Here is a 17109-nt window from a genome sequence, read left to right as displayed (position 1 = left end):
AGAACGGTGCCCATCGCCCGCGCCGCCTGGCCGCGCACCTGCACGAGATCGTTGTCCATGTCGGCGGGCAGGGCTGTCGGATAGAACGGCCCCTCGGTCTGCCGCGGCGTGGGAACGAGGCTCGCGGCGTTGGCGCCGAGCGGCAGCAGGCTCGCGCCGGCGGCGGCGAGCAGGAGCCGGCGGGAAGGGATGGAGGTTGGCATATCGACTCTATGGTTATCGACTCCGGACCGCGGGCATCCGCCCGCTCATGTTCATGAGCGGGCGGGACGCCCGCGGTCCCGAAGACGATGAAAACAAAAAACGGCGGCCCGAAGGCCGCCGTTCTCGTTGCCGTTGCTCGCTTACTCGCCCGCCGGAGCCGGGGCAGCCTCTTCGCGCTGCTTCTGCGAGATGTCCTCGCCGGTCGCCTGGTCGACGGCCTTCATGCTGAGGCGGACCTTGCCGCGGTCGTCGACGCCCAGCACCTTGACCTTGACCTGGTCGCCTTCCTTGATGACGTCGGTCACCTTGGCGACGCGGCGCGGCGCCAGCTCGGAGATGTGCACCAGGCCGTCGCGGGCGCCCAGGAAGTTCACGAAGGCGCCGAACTCGACGGTCTTCACGACCTTGCCGTTGTAGATCACGCCCACTTCCGGCTCGGCGACGATGCCCTTGATCCAGTCGATGGCGGCCTGGCCGGCCTTGGCGTCGACCGCCGCGACCTTGATCGTGCCGTCGTCCTCGATGTCGATCTTGGTGCCTGTGGTCTCGGTGATCTCGCGGATCACCTTGCCGCCGGTGCCGATCACTTCGCGGATCTTGTCCTTGGGGATGGTGAACTGGGTGATGCGCGGCGCATTCTGGCTCACGCCCTCGCGCGCGCCGCCCAGGCCCTTGGCCATCTCGCCCAGGATGTGCAGGCGGCCGTCGCGCGCCTGCGCCAGGGCGACCTTCATGATCTCCTCGGTGATCGAGGTGATCTTGATGTCCATCTGCAGGGCGGTGATGCCACGCTCGGAACCGGCGACCTTGAAGTCCATGTCGCCGAGATGATCCTCGTCGCCCAGGATGTCGGAGAGCACGGCGAAGCGGTCACTCTCCTTGATCAGGCCCATGGCGATGCCCGCCACCGGCCGCTCGAGCGGCACACCGGCATCCATCAGCGACAGCGAGCCGCCGCACACCGAAGCCATCGACGACGAGCCGTTGCTCTCGGTGATCTCCGAGACGACGCGGATCGTGTAGGGGAACTTGTCCTTCGACGGCAGCAGCGGCCGGATGGCGCGCCAGGCGAGCTTGCCGTGGCCGATCTCGCGGCGGCCCGGCGAGCCCATGCGGCGCACCTCGCCGACGGCGTAGGGCGGCATGTTGTAGTGCATCATGAAGTGCTCGCGGTACTCGCCCTCGAGCGCGTCGATGATCTGCTCGTCCTGGCCGGTGCCGAGCGTCGCCACGACGAGCGCCTGGGTCTCGCCGCGGGTGAACAGCGCAGAGCCGTGGGCGCGCTGCAGCACGCCGACCTCGGCCACGATCGGCCGAACCGTCCTGGTGTCGCGGCCGTCGATGCGCTTGCCGGTGTCGAGAATGGCGCCGCGCACGACGTCGGCCTCGAGGTTGCCGAACTGCTCGCCGAACTCGGCGAGCTCCGCCTCGTTGCCTTCGAACAGTTTCTTGGCCTCTGTCTTGACCGCGCCGACCTTGGCCTGACGCGCGAGCTTCTGGGTCTCGCCATAGGCCTCCGCGAGCTTGCCGCGCATCTCGGCCTTGAGCCTGGCCGCCACCGAAACGGAAGCCTCGGACGGGTCGGCGAGCGGCAGCGGATCCTTGGCGCAATGCTCGGCCAGCTGGATGATCGCCTCGATCACCGGCTGGAACGAGCGATGGCCTTCCATCACGCCGGTCAGCATGACGTCCTCGGAAAGCTCCTTGGCTTCCGACTCGACCATCAGCACGCCCTCGGTCGTGCCGGCGACGACGAGGTCGAGGGCGCTCGCCTCGGTCTGCTCGAGCGTCGGGTTGATGACGTACTTGCCGTCGATGTAGGCGACGCGCGCCGCACCGATCGGCCCCATGAACGGCACGCCGCTGATGGTGAGCGCCGCCGAGGTTGCAATCATCGACACGATGTCGGGGTCGTTCTCCATGTCGTGCGCCAGCGTCGTGATGACGACCAGCGTCTCGTTCTTGTAGCTCTCGTGGAACAGCGGCCGGATCGGCCGGTCGATCAGGCGCGAGGTGAGCACCTCCTTCTCGGACGGCCGGCCTTCGCGCTTGAAGAAGCCGCCGGGAATCTTGCCGGCGGCGAACGCCTTCTCCTGGTAGTTCACCGTCAGCGGGAAGAAATCGAGCCCCGGCTTGGGCTGCTTCTCGAACACCACGGTGGCCAGCACCGTCGTGCCGCCGTAGGTCGCCAGCACGGCGCCGTCAGCCTGGCGGGCGATCTTGCCCGTCTCGAGCACGAGCTTGCGGCCGGCCCATTCCACTTCCTTGCGGAACACCTGAAACATATCACTCATATCCATCTTTCCTTTCCTGCACGGCCGTCCGCCCCCGTATGGCGGCAGCCGCCCACTGGCGCCCTTGCGCCAGCAGGACCGGGCCGGGCCTTTGCTCTCGCCCCTGCCCTCCCGGTTACTGCGAAGTCGCCTCGGCCGGCCGAACGCGACGGGGACCGGCGAAACGACGCGAAGAGGCCCCGCTCCCTCGGCAAGGAGGGAGACGGGGCCTTGGTTCAACGCCTGAGACCCAGGCGCTCGATCAACATGTCGTAGCGCTTGTTGTCCTTGGCCTTGAGATAGTCCAGCAGGCGCCGGCGCTGGCCAACCAGCTTGAGCAGGCCACGCCGCGAATGGTGATCCTTCGCGTGGCCCTTGAAGTGCTCGGTGAGATTGGCAATCCGTTCGCTCAGGATGGCGACCTGGACTTCCGGCGAACCGGTGTCGCCCTCGGCCTGGGCATAGGACTTGATCAGCTCCGCCTTGCGGACGGCTGTGATCGACATCGGGGACTCTCCATGGACTTAAAGGTTGAAAACGCGCACCGGCTTCAGGGATGCGCCGTCGCTCTCGACCAGCGCCACCAGCCTGCTGCCCGTCTCGGCGCGAACCAGCGCGCCGGGGGGCGGTGCGTCCCGGGTCAAGAAAACAGGCTGGCCGTGGCGCAACCGATCGGCTTGGGCTTCCGTCAGGGCCAGCGCCGGGATGTCGTCCAGCGCGGTCGCGACGGGAGCCAGGGCCCCGAGAAGCGCGGGAATATGCCCGAGGGCCTCCAGTTTGGGAAGCGAAATGGCCGCCTCCTCCCGGAATGGCCCGGCGGCCGTCCGACGCAGGGCAGAGAGATGCCCGACCGTGCCGAGGGCGACTGCCAGATCGCGGCCCAACGACCGGATATAGGTGCCCTTGCCGCAGACCACCACGAAATCTGCGTGATCGAGGTCAGGCCGGGCCAGCAGCTCGAGGCGGTCGATCCGCACGCGGCGCGGCGCCAGGTCGACCGCCTCGCCGCGACGGGCGAGGTCGTAGGCGCGCTGGCCCTCGACCTTGAGGGCGGAAAAGGCCGGCGGGACCTGCTCGATGTCGCCCGTGAAGGCGGCCAGGGCAGCCCGGAGGGCCTCGTCGGTCGGCCGCACGTCGCTCACCGCGGTGACCTCGCCCTCGGCATCCTCGGTCGAGCGCGCCTCGCCGAAGCGCAGGGTGAAGCGGTACTCCTTGCGACCATCCATGACGAAGGGCACGGTCTTGGTCGCCTCGCCGAGCGCGATCGGCAGCACGCCGCTCGCCAGCGGATCGAGCGTGCCGCCATGGCCGGCCTTCTGGGCGCCGAACAGGCGGCGCACCTTGCCGACCGCCGGCGTCGAGCCCAGCCCGACCGGCTTGTCGAGGATCACCCAGCCGTCGACCTTCTCGCCCCTTGCCCTGCGCGCCACCGCGACCTCATTGAATCGTCAATCCCTCCCCCGTAGTCGGGGAAGGAGCCCCGTCATACGGGGCGGAGGGGGAAGGCCGCAAACGAGATGATTCCAATTCCGACGACAGGATCGGAGAGATTTCGACCGCGGCCTTCCCCCTCCACCCCCTGTGTACGAACCGATTGGATAGCTGACAGAATGGACCGGATACATGGCTGACAGGTTTTCAGGCACCTCCCCCGATTAGGCGCTGTTTACAGCGCCACAGGGGAGGAACATGAATGCCCGCCTTCACTCCCGCCTGCGCCGCAACGAAGATGACGCCGTTCAGCCCGTATGCGACCTTGCGTTCATGACGGCTGTGACGGGGGAGGCACGAGACGGGACTGACCCGCTCGTGCAAGGGGGCAAGACAGATCGTATCCGGCGATCGGTGCTGTTCGGCCTGTTCTTCCTGTCGGGCGCCGCCGCGCTGATCTACCAGACGGCCTGGCACCGGCTGCTCGGCCTGTTCGCCGGCGCCGACACGATCGCGGCCGCCCTGGTCGTCGGCGCCTTCCTGCTCGGCCTCGGCATCGGCAGCGTGGTCGCGGGTTTCTGGGCCGACCAGCTGTCGCGCCGCGCCGCCCTGCTCGGCTTTGCATTGTGCGAGGTCGGCATCGCCCTGTTCGCGGTGCTCAGCCCGTGGCTCTACTATGACGTCATCTACCGCGAGCTGCTGCCGATCGCCTCCTCGCGCGCGGTGATCTTCGCCGTCGTGTTCGCGGGCCTGCTGTGGCCGACCTTCCTCATGGGCTGCTCGCTGCCGTTCCTGTCGAAGGCGGTGGTCACCCGGATCGACGGCTCGGCCCGCCTGATCGGCTGGCTGTACGGGCTGAATACGCTGGGAGCCGCGATGGGCGCCTTCTGCGGCGGCTGGCTGCTGATCGGCAGCCTGGGTTTCGACAAGACGATCTACATCGGCGCGGCGCTGAACCTGGTGGTCGCCGTCGGCGGCCTGATGCTGGCAATCGGCCTCGATCTGTCGCCGGCTGACGCGGCCTGGTCATCGCCTGGCGCGAGCCGGCCGGCGCGCAGCAGCGAGGCGTCGAAGGGCGGTGTCGTGTGGCGCTGGTCGCTGCTGGTCTTCATCAGCGGCTTCCTGATCGTGGCGCTGCAGATCGTCTGGTACCGCCTGATCGGCGTGCTGCTGCAGTCCAACGGCTACAGCTTCTCGCTGGTCCTCGCCGTCTTCCTGCTGGGCGACGCGACCGGGCTGCTGGTCGGCACACGGCGCATCGATCGCATCGCCGATCCGCGACGCTTCTTCTTCCTGATGCAGGGCCTGGCGACGGCGCTGGCGCTGGCCGGCGCCTGGTTCGTCTACCTGGCGATCGGCGCCGGCCTGCTGCCCTCGACCTTCGTCGACCGCGACATCGTACAGGGCGACGCTGCCGACATCGGCCTGATCGTCCTGCTGGTCGGGCTGGTCGTGCTGCCGGCCTCGTTCATCATGGGCTTCTCGTTTCCGGTCGTGCAGAAGGCCGTCCAGGTCGACCTCGCCCAGCTCGGCCGGCGGGTCGGCCTGGTCCAGCTCGCCAACATCGTCGGCAACAGCGCCGGCAGCCTGGTGGCGGGTTTGCTGCTGCTGGACCTGGTCGGCACCGCGGGGACGTTGAAGCTGCTGGTCGCCATCGGCCTTGCCTTCGCCGTGCTGCAGCTCGCGACGACCCGACGGGTGGGCTGGCCGCTGGTGCCGACCGGCCTGCTGGTTCTCGGCCTGCTGCTGTTTCCCGGCGGCGAGGCCTTCTGGCGCCGCCTGCACGGCCTCACTGTCGAGAAGGCCATCGTCGCCGAGGACAAGACCGGCCTCGCCCTGCTGAAGATGTCCGATGGCCAGAGCGGACGGCTCTACATCCAGGGCCATTCGCAGAGCCGCCTGCCGTTCGACACCGTGCACGTCTTCCTGGGCGCCATCGGGCCGCTCACCCATCCCGAGCCGCGGCGCGTTCTGGTGATCGGCTCGGGCACCGGCGGGACGCCCTACGCCGCCGGCCTGCATCCGCAGACCGATCGCGTCCGCGTCATCGAGATCGTGGCGCCGGTGATCGACACCTTGCGGCGCTATCGCGACGCCGGCGGCCGCTCCGGCGTCGACGGCCTGCTCGCCAACCCGAAGTTCGAGATCGTGGTGGCCGACGGCCGTCATGCGCTGGCGCTCGACAGCGGCAAGTACGATGTCATCGAGGCCGATGCCATCCTGCCCAAGACGGCGCTGTCGGGACTGCTGAACTCCCAGGAATTCTTCCGCCAGGTGCGCGCCAGGCTGGCGCCCGGGGGCCTCTACGTGCAATGGGCGCCGACCGAGCGCACGGTCGAGACGTTCCGCTCGGTGTTCCCCTACGTGACGATGGTCCATCCCGCATTGCTCGGCAGCGACCGGCCGATCCCCTACGACCGGCAGCGCCTCCTCGACCTGCTGGCGCGGCCCGAGATCGTCCTGCACCTCACCGGCGCACGGATCGACCGCGCCGAGCTGATCAAATGGTTCGCGGAAAAGAAGATCGAGCCGCTCAACGACGGCAGGACGGTGCCGGCCGCCTCGCCCAACACCGATTTCTTTCCGCGCGACGAGTACTACCTCAATCGTCCCTGAGGCCGCGATTAGTCGGCTTCGGGGTCGCGATCGGCAGTCTCAGCGCCGCCATCGGCAGCGCCGGTGTCGCGATGAGGGTCCTCGATATCGCGCGCCACGTCGGGCCGGCGCAGCAGCGCGCCGATGCGGTCGGCCTCGTCGAAGGTGCGGTCGATCTCGAAGCGGATCTCGGGCGCGTAGCGCAGGCCGGCGCGCTCGCCGACCCGGGCGCGGAACCACGGTGCGGCGCGGCGCATGGCGGCGAGCAGCCGCTCCTCGTGCTGGCCGCCCAGCGGCATCACGAAGGCGGTGGCGTTGCGCAGGTCGGGGCTGACGTCGACCGAGGTCACCGTGATCGAGGCGCCGCGCAGGTCGGGATCGCGCATCTCGCCGCGCTCCACCAGCCCGGCCAGCAGATGGCGCAGCTCCTCGCCGACGCGCAGCTGGCGCTGGCTGTGGCCGCCCTTTTCACGCTCGGAGTGGGCACGCTCGGAATGGCGACGCCGGGACATGATCTGGTCCTCTTCTTCGTGCTCTTCCGGACCGCGGGCGTCCTTGAGCGGGCGAGACGCCCGCCGTCCGGAAGATCATGACCCCTCCGTCCGCGATGACGCGGACACCTCCCCAGCTTCGCTGGGGAGGATTCCTGAACTACAAGGTCGGGCGGACTTCCTCGACCTCGAAGCACTCGATCACGTCGCCGACCTTGATGTCGTCGTAGTTCTCGAACGCCATGCCGCATTCGAAGCCGTGCTGGACCTCGCGGACCTCGTCCTTGAAGCGCCGCAGCGTCTTCAGCGTGCCTTCGTGGATCACCACGTTGTCGCGCAGCAGGCGGACCTTGGCGCCGCGCTTGACCTGGCCTTCGGTGATCATGCAGCCGGCGACGTTGCCGACCTTGGTGATGCGGAAGACCTCGCGGATCTGGGCATTGCCGAGGAAGGTCTCCTTGTAGGTCGGGTCGAGCAGACCGACCATCAGCGCCTGGATGTCCTCGGTGACCTTGTAGATGATGCTGTAGTAGCGGATATCGACCTTGTCGCGCTTGGCGATCTCGCGGGCTTGCGGGTTGGCGCGCACATTGAAGCCGATGATCAGCGCGCCCGACGCCTTGGCGAGCGTCAGATCGGCCTCGCTGATGCCGCCGACACCGCTGTAGACGACGCGGGTCGCCACTTTTTCCGTCGACAGCCGCTGCAGCGCGCCGGCCAGCGCCTCGGCCGAGCCCTGCACGTCGGCCTTGATCAGCACCGGCAGCTCCTTGGCCGTGCCTTCGCGGATGCCCTTGATCATCTCCTCGAGCGTGCCGCGTCCACCGGCAGCACGGGCGAGCTGAGCCTGCCGGTCGCGGCGCGACCGGAAGTCGGCGATCTCGCGGGCGCGCGCCTCGCTCTCGACGACGTGGAACTCGTCGCCCGCATGCGGCGTGCCGTCGAGGCCGAGAATCTCCACGGGTACGGCCGGCCCGGCGTTCTGCACGGCATCGCCGTGATCGTCGATCAGGCGACGCACGCGGCCCCACACGGCACCGGCGACCAGCACGTCGCCGACCTTCAGGGTACCGCGCTGGACCAGCACCGTCGCGACCGAGCCGCGGCCGGGATCGAGCTGTGCCTCGATCACGACGCCATCGGCCAGGCGTTCCGGATTGGCCTTGAGATCGAGCAGCTCGGCCTGCAGCAGGATCGCCTCCTCGAGCTTGTCGAGGTTGGTCTTCTTGATTGCCGACACCTCGATCGACTGGACCTCGCCGCCCAGCTGCTCGACCTGGATCTCGTCCTGCAGGAGCTCGGTGCGGACGCGGCTCGGATCGGCACCGGCCTTGTCCATCTTGTTGATGGCGATGATCATCGGCACGCCCGCCGCCTTGGCGTGGGCGATCGCTTCCTTGGTCTGCGGCATGACGCCGTCGTCGGCGGCCACCACCAGGACGACGATGTCGGTCACCTTGGCGCCGCGCGCGCGCATGGCGGTGAAGGCCTCGTGGCCTGGCGTGTCGAGGAAGGTGATCTTCTGGCTCGACGGCAGGGTGACCTGGTAGGCGCCGATATGCTGGGTGATGCCGCCCGCCTCGTGCGCCGCCACGTCGGTGGCGCGCAGCGCGTCGAGCAGCGACGTCTTGCCGTGGTCGACATGGCCCATGATGGTGACGACCGGCGGCCGCGGCAGCAGGCTCTCCGGCGCATCGTCGTTCTCGGTCAGGCCGGTCTCGACGTCGCCTTCCGTCACGCGCTTGGGCCGGTGGCCCATCTCGGTCACCACCAGCTCGGCGGTGTCGGGATCGATCACCTGGTTGATGGTCGCCATCACGCCCATGCGCATCAGCGTCTTGACGACGTCGGCGCTGCGCTCGGACATGCGCGAGGCCAGCTCCTGGACCGTGATGGTCTCGGGGATCGTGACCTCGCGATAGACCTTCTGCTGCTGGGCGTCGTCGGCGTGCTCGCGGCGCCGGTCGCGCTCGAGGCGACGGCGTATCTGCGCCGCCGACCGGCTACGGAAGTCGTTCTCGCCCGCGACCGCGCGACCGACATCGACCTTGTCCGAGCGGCGCTTGGGCGCCTCGCGGCGCGCGCCCGGCGGCTGCGGCAGGCGCTTGTTGACGGCCGGCGCCGGCCGCATCGGCGGGCGGCGCAAGGCGCCGCCGGCAGGCTGCCCCTGCGCCGGGCCCGGGCCGGCCGGGCGCCGGATCGGCTGGGCGGGCGTCGCGGGCTGTGCGGCTTGCGCCGGCTGCCCCTGGCGCGCGACCGGGGCCACAGAGCTTTCACCCGCAGGCTGCGGCGCGACAGTGGCGGCCTGGTCGAGGCGCTTCTGGACCAGGGCGTCGGCCTTGCGCTTGGCCTCCTCCTCGGACCTCTTGCGCGCTTCCTCCTCGGCCAGACGCTTCTTGTGCTCCTCCTCTGCCTTCCTGCGCACCTCCTCCTCGGCGGCGCGACGCGCGGCCTCCTGGGCGGCGCGCTGGCGCGCCACCTCGGCGTCGCGGTTGGCATCGACCAGGGCGCGCGCACGCGCCTCCTTCTCTTCCTCGGTGAGGGTCTTCAGCACGATGCCGCGACCACCCGCCCCCGTCCGTTCGCCGGCAGGGCGCAAGCTCACCGTCGACCGCTGGGGGGCTGCGCCGCCGCCGAGCTTCATCGTGCGCCCGCCGGCCTGCGCCCCACCTGTCGGTGCGGGCGCGGGCGTCGGTGCGGGAGCAGGCGTCGGCGCGGGCGTCGGTGCCGCGCTGGCGGTCGGGCGCTTGACCGGCTTCTTGACCTCGACCGCCACCACGCGCGTGCGCCCATGCGAGAATTTCTGGCGCACCTGGGTGGCGTCGCTGGCGCCCTTGGGCGCCGCCGCGCCGGGGCGCGCCGCCGTCGAAAGGCTGAGCGGCTTGGTCGGCTTGGTCGTTTCTTTCTGTTCCGTCATGTCGGGTGTTGTCCTTGGTCCATACCGGCGCGTCAACTGCTGCCGTTCTGTCGATAGCCGCACCAGCGCGCCGCTCCGGCCTCGATGCGTCCAATGAATGCGCCGCCCGCATCGTCGCGAGCGACCGCCACGTAAACCGCATGCTCGCGGCCGAACAGCCGGCCGAGCGCGGCAGCGTCGCCCAGCCGCGCGATCGGCAAACCGCTGGCGCCGAGCTTGCCCAGGCCGTCGCCGTCGGCCTCGCTGGCCACCAACAGGAGACCGGCACGACCGCGGCCGATCATCTGCTCGACCTTGGCGAAGCCCGCCACCGCCCGGCCGGCACGCCGCGCCCGGCCGAGATCGGCCAGGGCACGCTCGAGCAGCAGACGGTCGACCCGCTCCGGCAGGTCGTCGGCGGCCTTCACCGCCGCACGCGCCGCCCTGGCGAAAAGCCTGCGCGCCACCGCGCGCTCGACCGCGGCGCGGCTTGCCTTGACCCACATGCCGCGACCCGGCAGCCGTCGCGCCAGATCGGGTACGACATCGCCATCCGGCCCGACGACGAACCGGATCATGCGCTCCGGCGCGGCCTGCTCGCCCGTGGCGATGCAGGTGCGCAACGGCCCGACGCCGCCCGCGGCGGGCGCCGGGGCGTCGGTTCGCGACAGGATGTCGGCGCTGTCGATCAAGATCGGCAACCTCTCCTTATGCCTTGGCCCCTTCGGCCGGCGGTGTGTCCTCGGCGGCGAACCAGTGCTCGCGCGCCTTCATGATGATGGCATTGGCGGTGTCGTTGTCCATCACGCCTTCGCCGACGATCTCGCGCAGCTCATCCGACGCGAGATCGGCCAGGTCGTCGCGCGTCTTCACGCCCTGCTCGCCCAGCGCCACCAGCATCGGCAGGCTGAGGCCCTCGGTCGCGCGCAGATCCTCGTCGACGCCCAGCTCCTCCAGGCGCGTCGCCAGCTCGGCGTCGCGCCGGTCGATGTATTCGCGCGCCCGGCGCTGCAGCTCGGTCGCGATCTCCTCGTCGAAGCCCTCGACGCCGGCGAGGTCCTCGACCGCAGCCTCGGCGACGTCCTCGACGGCGCCATAGCCTTCCGCCACCAGCAGATGGGCGATGACGTCGTCGACATCAAGGCTCGCCTTGAACAGCTCGGTGCGCTCGCGCGTCTCCTTCTGGCGACGCTCGCTCTCCTCGGCCTCGGTCATGATGTCGATCTCCCAGCCGGTGAGCTGCGAGGCGAGCTTGACGTTCTGGCCGCGCCGGCCGATGGCGAGGCTGAGCTGGTCGTCGGGCACGACGACCTCGGTCTTGTGCTTCTCCTCGTCCATCAGCACCTTGCTGACCTCGGCCGGGGCGAGCGCGTTGACGATGAAGTTCGCGGTGTCGGCAGACCACGGGATGATGTCGACCTTCTCGCCCTGCAGCTCCTGTACCACCGCCTGGACGCGGCTGCCGCGCATGCCGACGCAGGCGCCGATCGGGTCGATCGAGCTGTCGTGGGAGAGCACCGCGATCTTGGCGCGGCTGCCCGGATCGCGCGCCACCGCCTTGATCTCGATGATGCCGTCGTAGATTTCCGGCACTTCCTGGGTGAACAGCTTGGCCATGAACTGGGGATGGCTGCGCGACAGGAAGATTTGCGGCCCGCGTGGCTCCTCGCGGACGTCGAAGATGTAGGCGCGCACGCGGTCGTTGACGCGCAGCGATTCGCGCGGGATCGACTCGTCGCGGCGGATCACGCCTTCGGCGCGCTGCAGGTCGACAGTGACGTTGCCGTAATCGACGCGCTTGACCACGCCCGATACGATCTCGCCGACGCGGTCCTTGAATTCCTCGTACTGGCGCTTGCGCTCGCTCTCGCGCATGCGCTGGGTGATGACCTGCTTGGCGGTCTGGGCGGCGACGCGGCCGAAATCGATCGGCGGCAGCTCATCCGTCAGGAAGTCCCCGACCTGGGCTTCCGGATTGCGGCGCTGCGCCTCGACGAGCGATACCTGGACGTTCTCGTTCTCGATCGGATCGGCGACCTGCATGTAGCGCAGCAGCCTGATCTCGCCGGTCTTGCGATCGATCTCGGCGCGGATGTCGTGCTCCAGCCCGTACTTGGCGCGGCCGGCCTTCTGGATCGCCTGCTCCATCGCCTCGAGCACCTCCTCGCGCTCGATGCCCTTCTCGCGAGCGACCATGTCGGCAACCTGGAGCATCTCCAGACGCGGAATGTCGGCGGTCGTTGCCATGTCAGTCTTCCTCTCTTGCGATTCTTCGCATCTTCTAGTGTGCCTGCGCGGCGCCTTCCTGGGCGCGCCGGTGTTCCTCTATCAATGCCCCGGTCAGCTCGAGCTTGGCCTTGGTGATGCTGGCGAGCGGCACGGCAGCTTCCTTGCCGTCGTCGAGCCTGAGCTTCACCACATCGTCGGCCAGGCCGAGCAGCGTACCCTTGAAACGGCGGCGGCCGTCGATCGGCTCGGCGGTCTCGAGCCGCGCCACATGGCCGGACCACCGGACATAGTCCTTGGGCCGGGTGAGCGGCCGGTCGATTCCGGGCGAGCTCACCTCCAGGGTGTAGGAGCCCGGAATCGGATCCTCGACATCGAGCACCGCCGACAGCGCGCGCGACAGGGTGGCGCAATCCTCGACGTCCATGGGCCGGCCGTCGGCCGGCTCGATCATGATCTGCAGGGTGCCGCCGCGGCTCATGGCAACGCGCACCAGCTCGTAGCCCATGCCGGCGACGGTCGGGGCAACGATCTCTTCAATGCGACGCAGCAAGTCGGTCAAGCGGTCCTGTTTCTCGCCGTTTGGGCAGCGGGCGCTTCACAAATGAAAAGAGCGGGTTTTTGGCCCACTCTTTATTCTTTGGTCCGTCCCGCGAACCCGATGAGGATGGCGCGGATATAGGCTCAGTCGGGGCAGATCGCAAGAGAATCCGGCAGTTTTCGGGTCGAGCCGCTGCCGCCTCTATTAGTGGTGGTTCGGGCGGCCCGGCGCCGCTTGCGACCTTATTATAGGTACCGCTTCAACGCCGGCAGCGCCTGCTCGACGCAGGCCCGCCCCTCGGCGATCGCCTCGGCGGCCCGGTTGAACTCCATCAGGCCGATGCTGCGCAGGCGCGGCACCAGCATGACATGCGGCGGCTCACCGGCCAGCCGGGTGCGGGTGATGTGGTCCTGCATGATGTTGATGGCGCTCGCCAGCACGTCGAAATAGCCGGGCGGCGGCATGCCGGGCAATGCCGGATCGCTCTCGGTCGCGATGCGCCGGCGGGGCAGCGGCAGCTGGCCCAGCACGCGGCGCAGCGCTTCGGTCGAGACAAGGGAGGATCGCGGAACCTCGGGCGGCTCGGGCTCGGTGAAGCGCCGGCCGAGGAGCTCGCCGTTCAGGTTCACGGCGATGATCACGTCGGCGCCCAGGGCGCGGCAGACCGATACGGGCACGGGATTGGACAGGCCGCCATCGAGCAGCCATTTGCCGCCGGCAAGAACCGGGCTGAAAATTCCCGGTATCGCGATCGAGGCGCGCACCGCCTCGTGGATCGGCCCCGACTGCAGCCAGATCTCGCGCCCGGTGGCAAGCTCCGTGGCAACAGCGGCGTACTGTATCGGATAGCTCTCGATCGGCGCGCTGATCTCGAGGCTGCGCAGAAATCCCATGATCTGGCGGCCGCTGACCAGGCCGCCGCCGGTAAAGCGAAGGTCCGTGAGGCCGGCGATCTTGCGCCAGGTCGCCCCTTCGGCCCATTCCTTGAGGGAATCGAGCCGGTCGGCGACGTGGGCCGCGCCGACCAGGGCACCCATCGAGGAGCCGCAGATGACGTCGGGGATGATTCCGGCCTCGGTCAGGGCGTCGATGACGCCGATATGGGCCCAGCCGCGGGCCGAGCCGCTGCCGAGCGCGAGGCCGATGCGAGGACGTGCCATGCCCCATCAGAGCGCGCCTGCCCTCGCCCCGGCAAGGGTCATGCGCCGGGAGCGCGCCACTCCTGTGGCGCTAACTCGGCAAGGATCCTCGCGGGGACGGACGCTGCGGCATGGCGCTCGGCTCGCCGTCACCGTCAATCACCAATTGAGGAAATCGAGGGTCCCTCGCTAAACTGGGACGTCGGAATTGTCGTCATCGCGGGCGCAGCGAGCAGTCTCCCTGCGCGGCGCCGAACGGTGCAGGTCAAGGCGTTGCGTGCGCTTGGAGTGAGGGTCGGGGCGTGAGTTGATCAACGGAATTGTCGGAAACCGGACCGAGGCCGGGTTGATCTTGCCGAGATGGCAGACGAGGCGGCCATGGTGAGACTGCTGTTCGAGCCCGAGCGCAAGGTGATGCTGACCGAGTACTCCGGAACCTTGACGCTTGCCGAGCTGGCGCAGGGCGATGCCCAGGTCGCCCGCTTCATGGCCCGCCGCAGCGAGGTCGTGCCGGGCATCCTCGATTTCTCCCGGGTCGACAGGATCGACATCACATCGGAGCAGGTGAGCGGGCGCGGGCAGCAGCCGCAGATGAGGCGCGGCCAGCGCCGGATCGTGGTCGCGACCACCCCCGAGGGCTACGGCCTCGGCCGCATGTTCGCGGCCTTCCAGATGGCGCAGGGCAACGCCGAGCCCGAGATCGTCCGGAGCCTGCAAGAGGCGTTTTCCCTGCTCGACCTCCAGGACCCGCACTTCGAGGTGGTCGACGAGGCGTAGGCAAGCCCGTCGCAGGACTGCCGGCGATCAGGCGTCGTCGCCGTCGAGGGCTTTGCGCACGGCAAGCGCCAGGTCGGCCTTGCGGAAGGGCTTGGCAATCAGCCTGGCCCCGGGATCGAGGCGACTGTCGTGCACGATGGTGTCGCGACTGTAGCCGGACATGAAGAGGATGGCGGTCTGCGGCCAGCGCCGCGAGACCTCGTCCGCCAGCGCCTTGCCGGTGATGCCCGGCATCACGACATCGGTCAGCAGCAGGTCGAAGGGCCGCCCGGCGGCCTGGCAGGCGGCGATGCCGGCGGCGCCGTCGGCGGCAGGCGTGACGGCGTAGCCCAGGCTTTGCAGCTGCTCGACCATGGCGGACCGCACCCGCGGCTCGTCCTCGACCACCAGGATCTCCTCCCGACCGGACGGCAGGGCGGGTCCTGCCGCAGAGGAGTCGGACTCGCGAAGGCTGCTGGCGCGCGGCAGGTGGATGGTGACGGTCGTGCCGCGTTTCGGCTCGCTCAGGATGTCGATGTGGCCCTTCGACTGGATGATGAAACCCTGCACCATGCTCAGCCCCAGCCCGGTGCCCTTGCCGACTTCCTTGGTGGTGAAGAACGGATCGAACACGCGCGGCAGCGCATCGGGCGGGATGCCCGTTCCGCTGTCGATAACCGCAAGGCGCACGTAGGCGCCCGGGGAGATCCCGCCGATGCGCTCGCAGGCTTCCCTGTCGAGCTGAACGTTGGCGGTCTCGATCAGCACACGGCCGCCGTTCGGCATGGCGTCCCGCGAATTGAGGCAAAGGTTGACCAGGGCATTCTCGAACTGGCTCCGGTCGACCTCGACCAGCCACAGATCGTCGCCCAGCGCCGCCTCGATCTCGATCTCGGAGCCGAGCGTGCGCTGCAACAGCCTGCCGGTGTCGACGACAAGGGCGTTGAGATCGAGGCGCCGCGGATTGAGCGGCAGCTTGCGCGAGAACGCCAGCAGGCTGCGCGTGAGATCGGCCGCCCTCTCGACCGCCCGGCTGATCTGCGCCACGCGCCGCCGGGCCGATCGGCCGAGTTCCTCGTCGTCCTCCAGCGCCTCGACGTTGGCCATCATGATCATCATGATGTTGTTGAAGTCGTGTGCGATGCCGCCTGTGAGCTTGCCGACCGCCTCCATCTTCTGCGCCTGATGGAGCTGCGCCTCCAGCAACTTGCGCTGGGTGATGTCGATGACGATACCGCGCAGGGTGACGACCTTGCCGTGCTCGTCCCGTACGCTGGTCAGGTAGCGCTCGATGGGGAACAGCGTGCCGTCGCGCCGCCGGAACACCGCCTCGACGGCCGGCCGCGGGCCGTCGTTCTGCATGGTTTCCATCACCGCCGCGCGGTCCGCCGGATTGGCATAGAGCGTGTGCCCGTCAACCTTGCTGAGATCCTCGTCCTTGCCGAAGCCGAAGATGCGCCGCCACGCTGCATTGGCCGTCACGATCCGTGCATCGGCCGTGGTTTCGACAATGCCGACCGGCAGGGACTCGATCAAATCCTCGTACTTGCGCTCCGATTCGTGCAGCTCCTTCATGGCGCGGTTGCGCTCGGTGACATCCCGGGCCATCACCATGTACGCTGCCCGGCCGGCGAACTCGAGCGGCAGGATCGTCTGCTCGACATCGATGACCGTGCCGTCCTTCCGGCGGTGTCGCAGCGGCGGCACGGGCTGACTCGGATCGGCCAGGAAGCGCGCGCGGGCGGCGATGATGGTCGGCAGGTCCTCGGGCGGGTAGAACTCGTTGCTCGTCTTGGCCAGCAGCTCCTCGCGCGACCAGCCGTATTGTCGGACCGCCGCCTCGTTGGCGTCGAGCAGACGCGAGGTCGCGCGGTCGATGACCAGAGTGATGAACGGGCTGGCATCGAACAGCCGGCGATAGCGGACCTGCAGGTCGTCGAGATCTGCGAGCGTGCGGTCGATCGCCCGCAAGGGCACGACGCGCATGATGAAGAATGTCGCGAAGCCGAGGACGGCGCCCAGCAGGGAGACGAGCGCGGTGTGGGCGAGCAAGGGTCGCAGGCTGGCGGCGGTCTCGATCGCGCCGACCGTCGATCCGGCGACGACCAGCGGCACGTCGACGGTGATAAGCGGGGCGGCAGGCTCCGCACCGGCCTCCAGCACGAGCTTGCCCTCGCCATCGTAGATGCGCTGGCGCATCGCGCTCTCGTCGGCTTCGGGCACCTCGATGAGCTGGTCGAGACGGTGTTTCTGGTACTGCCAGAACTCGCGGCTGGTGTAGATGTACCTGGCGAGCCGGTTGGCCTTGAGATGCGCGGCGAACGTGAGCTCGTGGACCAGCTCTCTGTAGGCGATCGCGAAGTATCCGGCCGGAAGGATGATCGTGACCGCCAGCGTCACGGCCAGTCCCAGCGCCGTGACCAGGGAGCGAAGCTTGGCGCGTGACGCAATCACCGCGCACCGGCGACGAGCCCCAGCGCCGCGAGGCGCTGCCGGGCGGCTGGGCTGGCGATGAACCGAAGGAAGGCCGTGGCATCGGCACCGGGCGTCCGCGGAA

General features: G+C 68.9%; 12 protein-coding genes and 1 pseudogene. 2 read left to right on the top strand and 11 right to left on the bottom strand.

Features of this window, described 5'->3' with window-relative positions; translation table 11 throughout:
* From AB7O82_RS29345 to truB, 4 genes and pseudogenes are all read right to left on the bottom strand, one after another.
* Positions 1–203, bottom strand: a pseudogene (locus AB7O82_RS29345) (hypothetical protein); the annotation flags it as partial.
* A 141-nt stretch (positions 204–344) separates the two neighbouring features.
* On the bottom strand, positions 345–2489 hold the full coding sequence (pnp, locus tag AB7O82_RS29340) for a polyribonucleotide nucleotidyltransferase (RefSeq protein ID WP_428550422.1): 2145 nt from the start codon (positions 2487–2489) through the stop codon (positions 345–347).
* 224 nt (positions 2490–2713) lie between these two features.
* A complete protein-coding gene (gene rpsO / locus AB7O82_RS29335) occupies positions 2714–2983 on the bottom strand; it encodes a 30S ribosomal protein S15 (protein ID WP_428550399.1) in 270 nt (89 codons plus the stop codon).
* 18 nt (positions 2984–3001) lie between these two features.
* Positions 3002–3907: a tRNA pseudouridine(55) synthase TruB gene (gene truB / locus AB7O82_RS29330; RefSeq protein WP_428550401.1), complete on the bottom strand. Its 906-nt coding sequence runs from the start codon at positions 3905–3907 to the stop codon at positions 3002–3004.
* Positions 3908–4286: 379 nt separating this feature from the next.
* On the opposite strand from truB, the gene AB7O82_RS29325 reads away from it, so the two are divergent.
* Complete coding sequence (locus tag AB7O82_RS29325) at positions 4287–6524, top strand: hypothetical protein (protein WP_428550403.1); 2238 nt, start codon at positions 4287–4289, stop codon at positions 6522–6524.
* An 8-nt stretch (positions 6525–6532) separates the two neighbouring features.
* Here AB7O82_RS29325 and rbfA read toward each other — a convergent pair whose 3' ends face one another.
* From rbfA to AB7O82_RS29295, 6 genes are all read right to left on the bottom strand, one after another.
* Positions 6533–7015, bottom strand: a complete 483-nt coding sequence (gene rbfA, locus AB7O82_RS29320; protein WP_428620851.1) for a 30S ribosome-binding factor RbfA — start codon at positions 7013–7015, stop codon at positions 6533–6535.
* 139 nt (positions 7016–7154) lie between these two features.
* Positions 7155–9911, bottom strand: coding sequence for a translation initiation factor IF-2 (infB, locus tag AB7O82_RS29315; protein ID WP_428550408.1), 2757 nt, complete (start codon positions 9909–9911; stop codon positions 7155–7157).
* Positions 9912–9943: 32 nt separating this feature from the next.
* Positions 9944–10582, bottom strand: coding sequence for an RNA-binding protein (locus tag AB7O82_RS29310; protein WP_428620849.1), 639 nt, complete (start codon positions 10580–10582; stop codon positions 9944–9946).
* A gap of 16 nt (positions 10583–10598) precedes the next feature.
* A complete protein-coding gene (gene nusA / locus AB7O82_RS29305) occupies positions 10599–12137 on the bottom strand; it encodes a transcription termination factor NusA (protein WP_428550414.1) in 1539 nt (512 codons plus the stop codon).
* Positions 12138–12171: 34 nt separating this feature from the next.
* Positions 12172–12678 (bottom strand): ribosome maturation factor RimP, encoded by a 507-nt coding sequence (rimP, locus tag AB7O82_RS29300; protein ID WP_428550416.1) that lies wholly within the window; start codon positions 12676–12678, stop codon positions 12172–12174.
* Between the two features lie 224 nt (positions 12679–12902).
* Positions 12903–13817, bottom strand: coding sequence for a patatin-like phospholipase family protein (locus AB7O82_RS29295; RefSeq protein ID WP_428550419.1), 915 nt, complete (start codon positions 13815–13817; stop codon positions 12903–12905).
* A 357-nt stretch (positions 13818–14174) separates the two neighbouring features.
* Between AB7O82_RS29295 and AB7O82_RS29290 the strand changes: the two genes are divergently transcribed.
* Positions 14175–14573 (top strand): hypothetical protein, encoded by a 399-nt coding sequence (locus tag AB7O82_RS29290; protein WP_428555367.1) that lies wholly within the window; start codon positions 14175–14177, stop codon positions 14571–14573.
* A gap of 27 nt (positions 14574–14600) precedes the next feature.
* Here AB7O82_RS29290 and AB7O82_RS29285 read toward each other — a convergent pair whose 3' ends face one another.
* Positions 14601–16952, bottom strand: coding sequence for a PAS domain S-box protein (locus tag AB7O82_RS29285; protein ID WP_428620848.1), 2352 nt, complete (start codon positions 16950–16952; stop codon positions 14601–14603).
* Positions 16953–17109 lie beyond the last annotated feature (157 nt).

This window comes from Reyranella sp., from assembly GCF_050185545.1.
Lineage (GTDB): Bacteria > Pseudomonadota > Alphaproteobacteria > Reyranellales > Reyranellaceae > Reyranella.
Note: the sequence above shows the minus strand (reverse complement) of the source record. Positions and strands in the feature narration are given on the sequence as shown.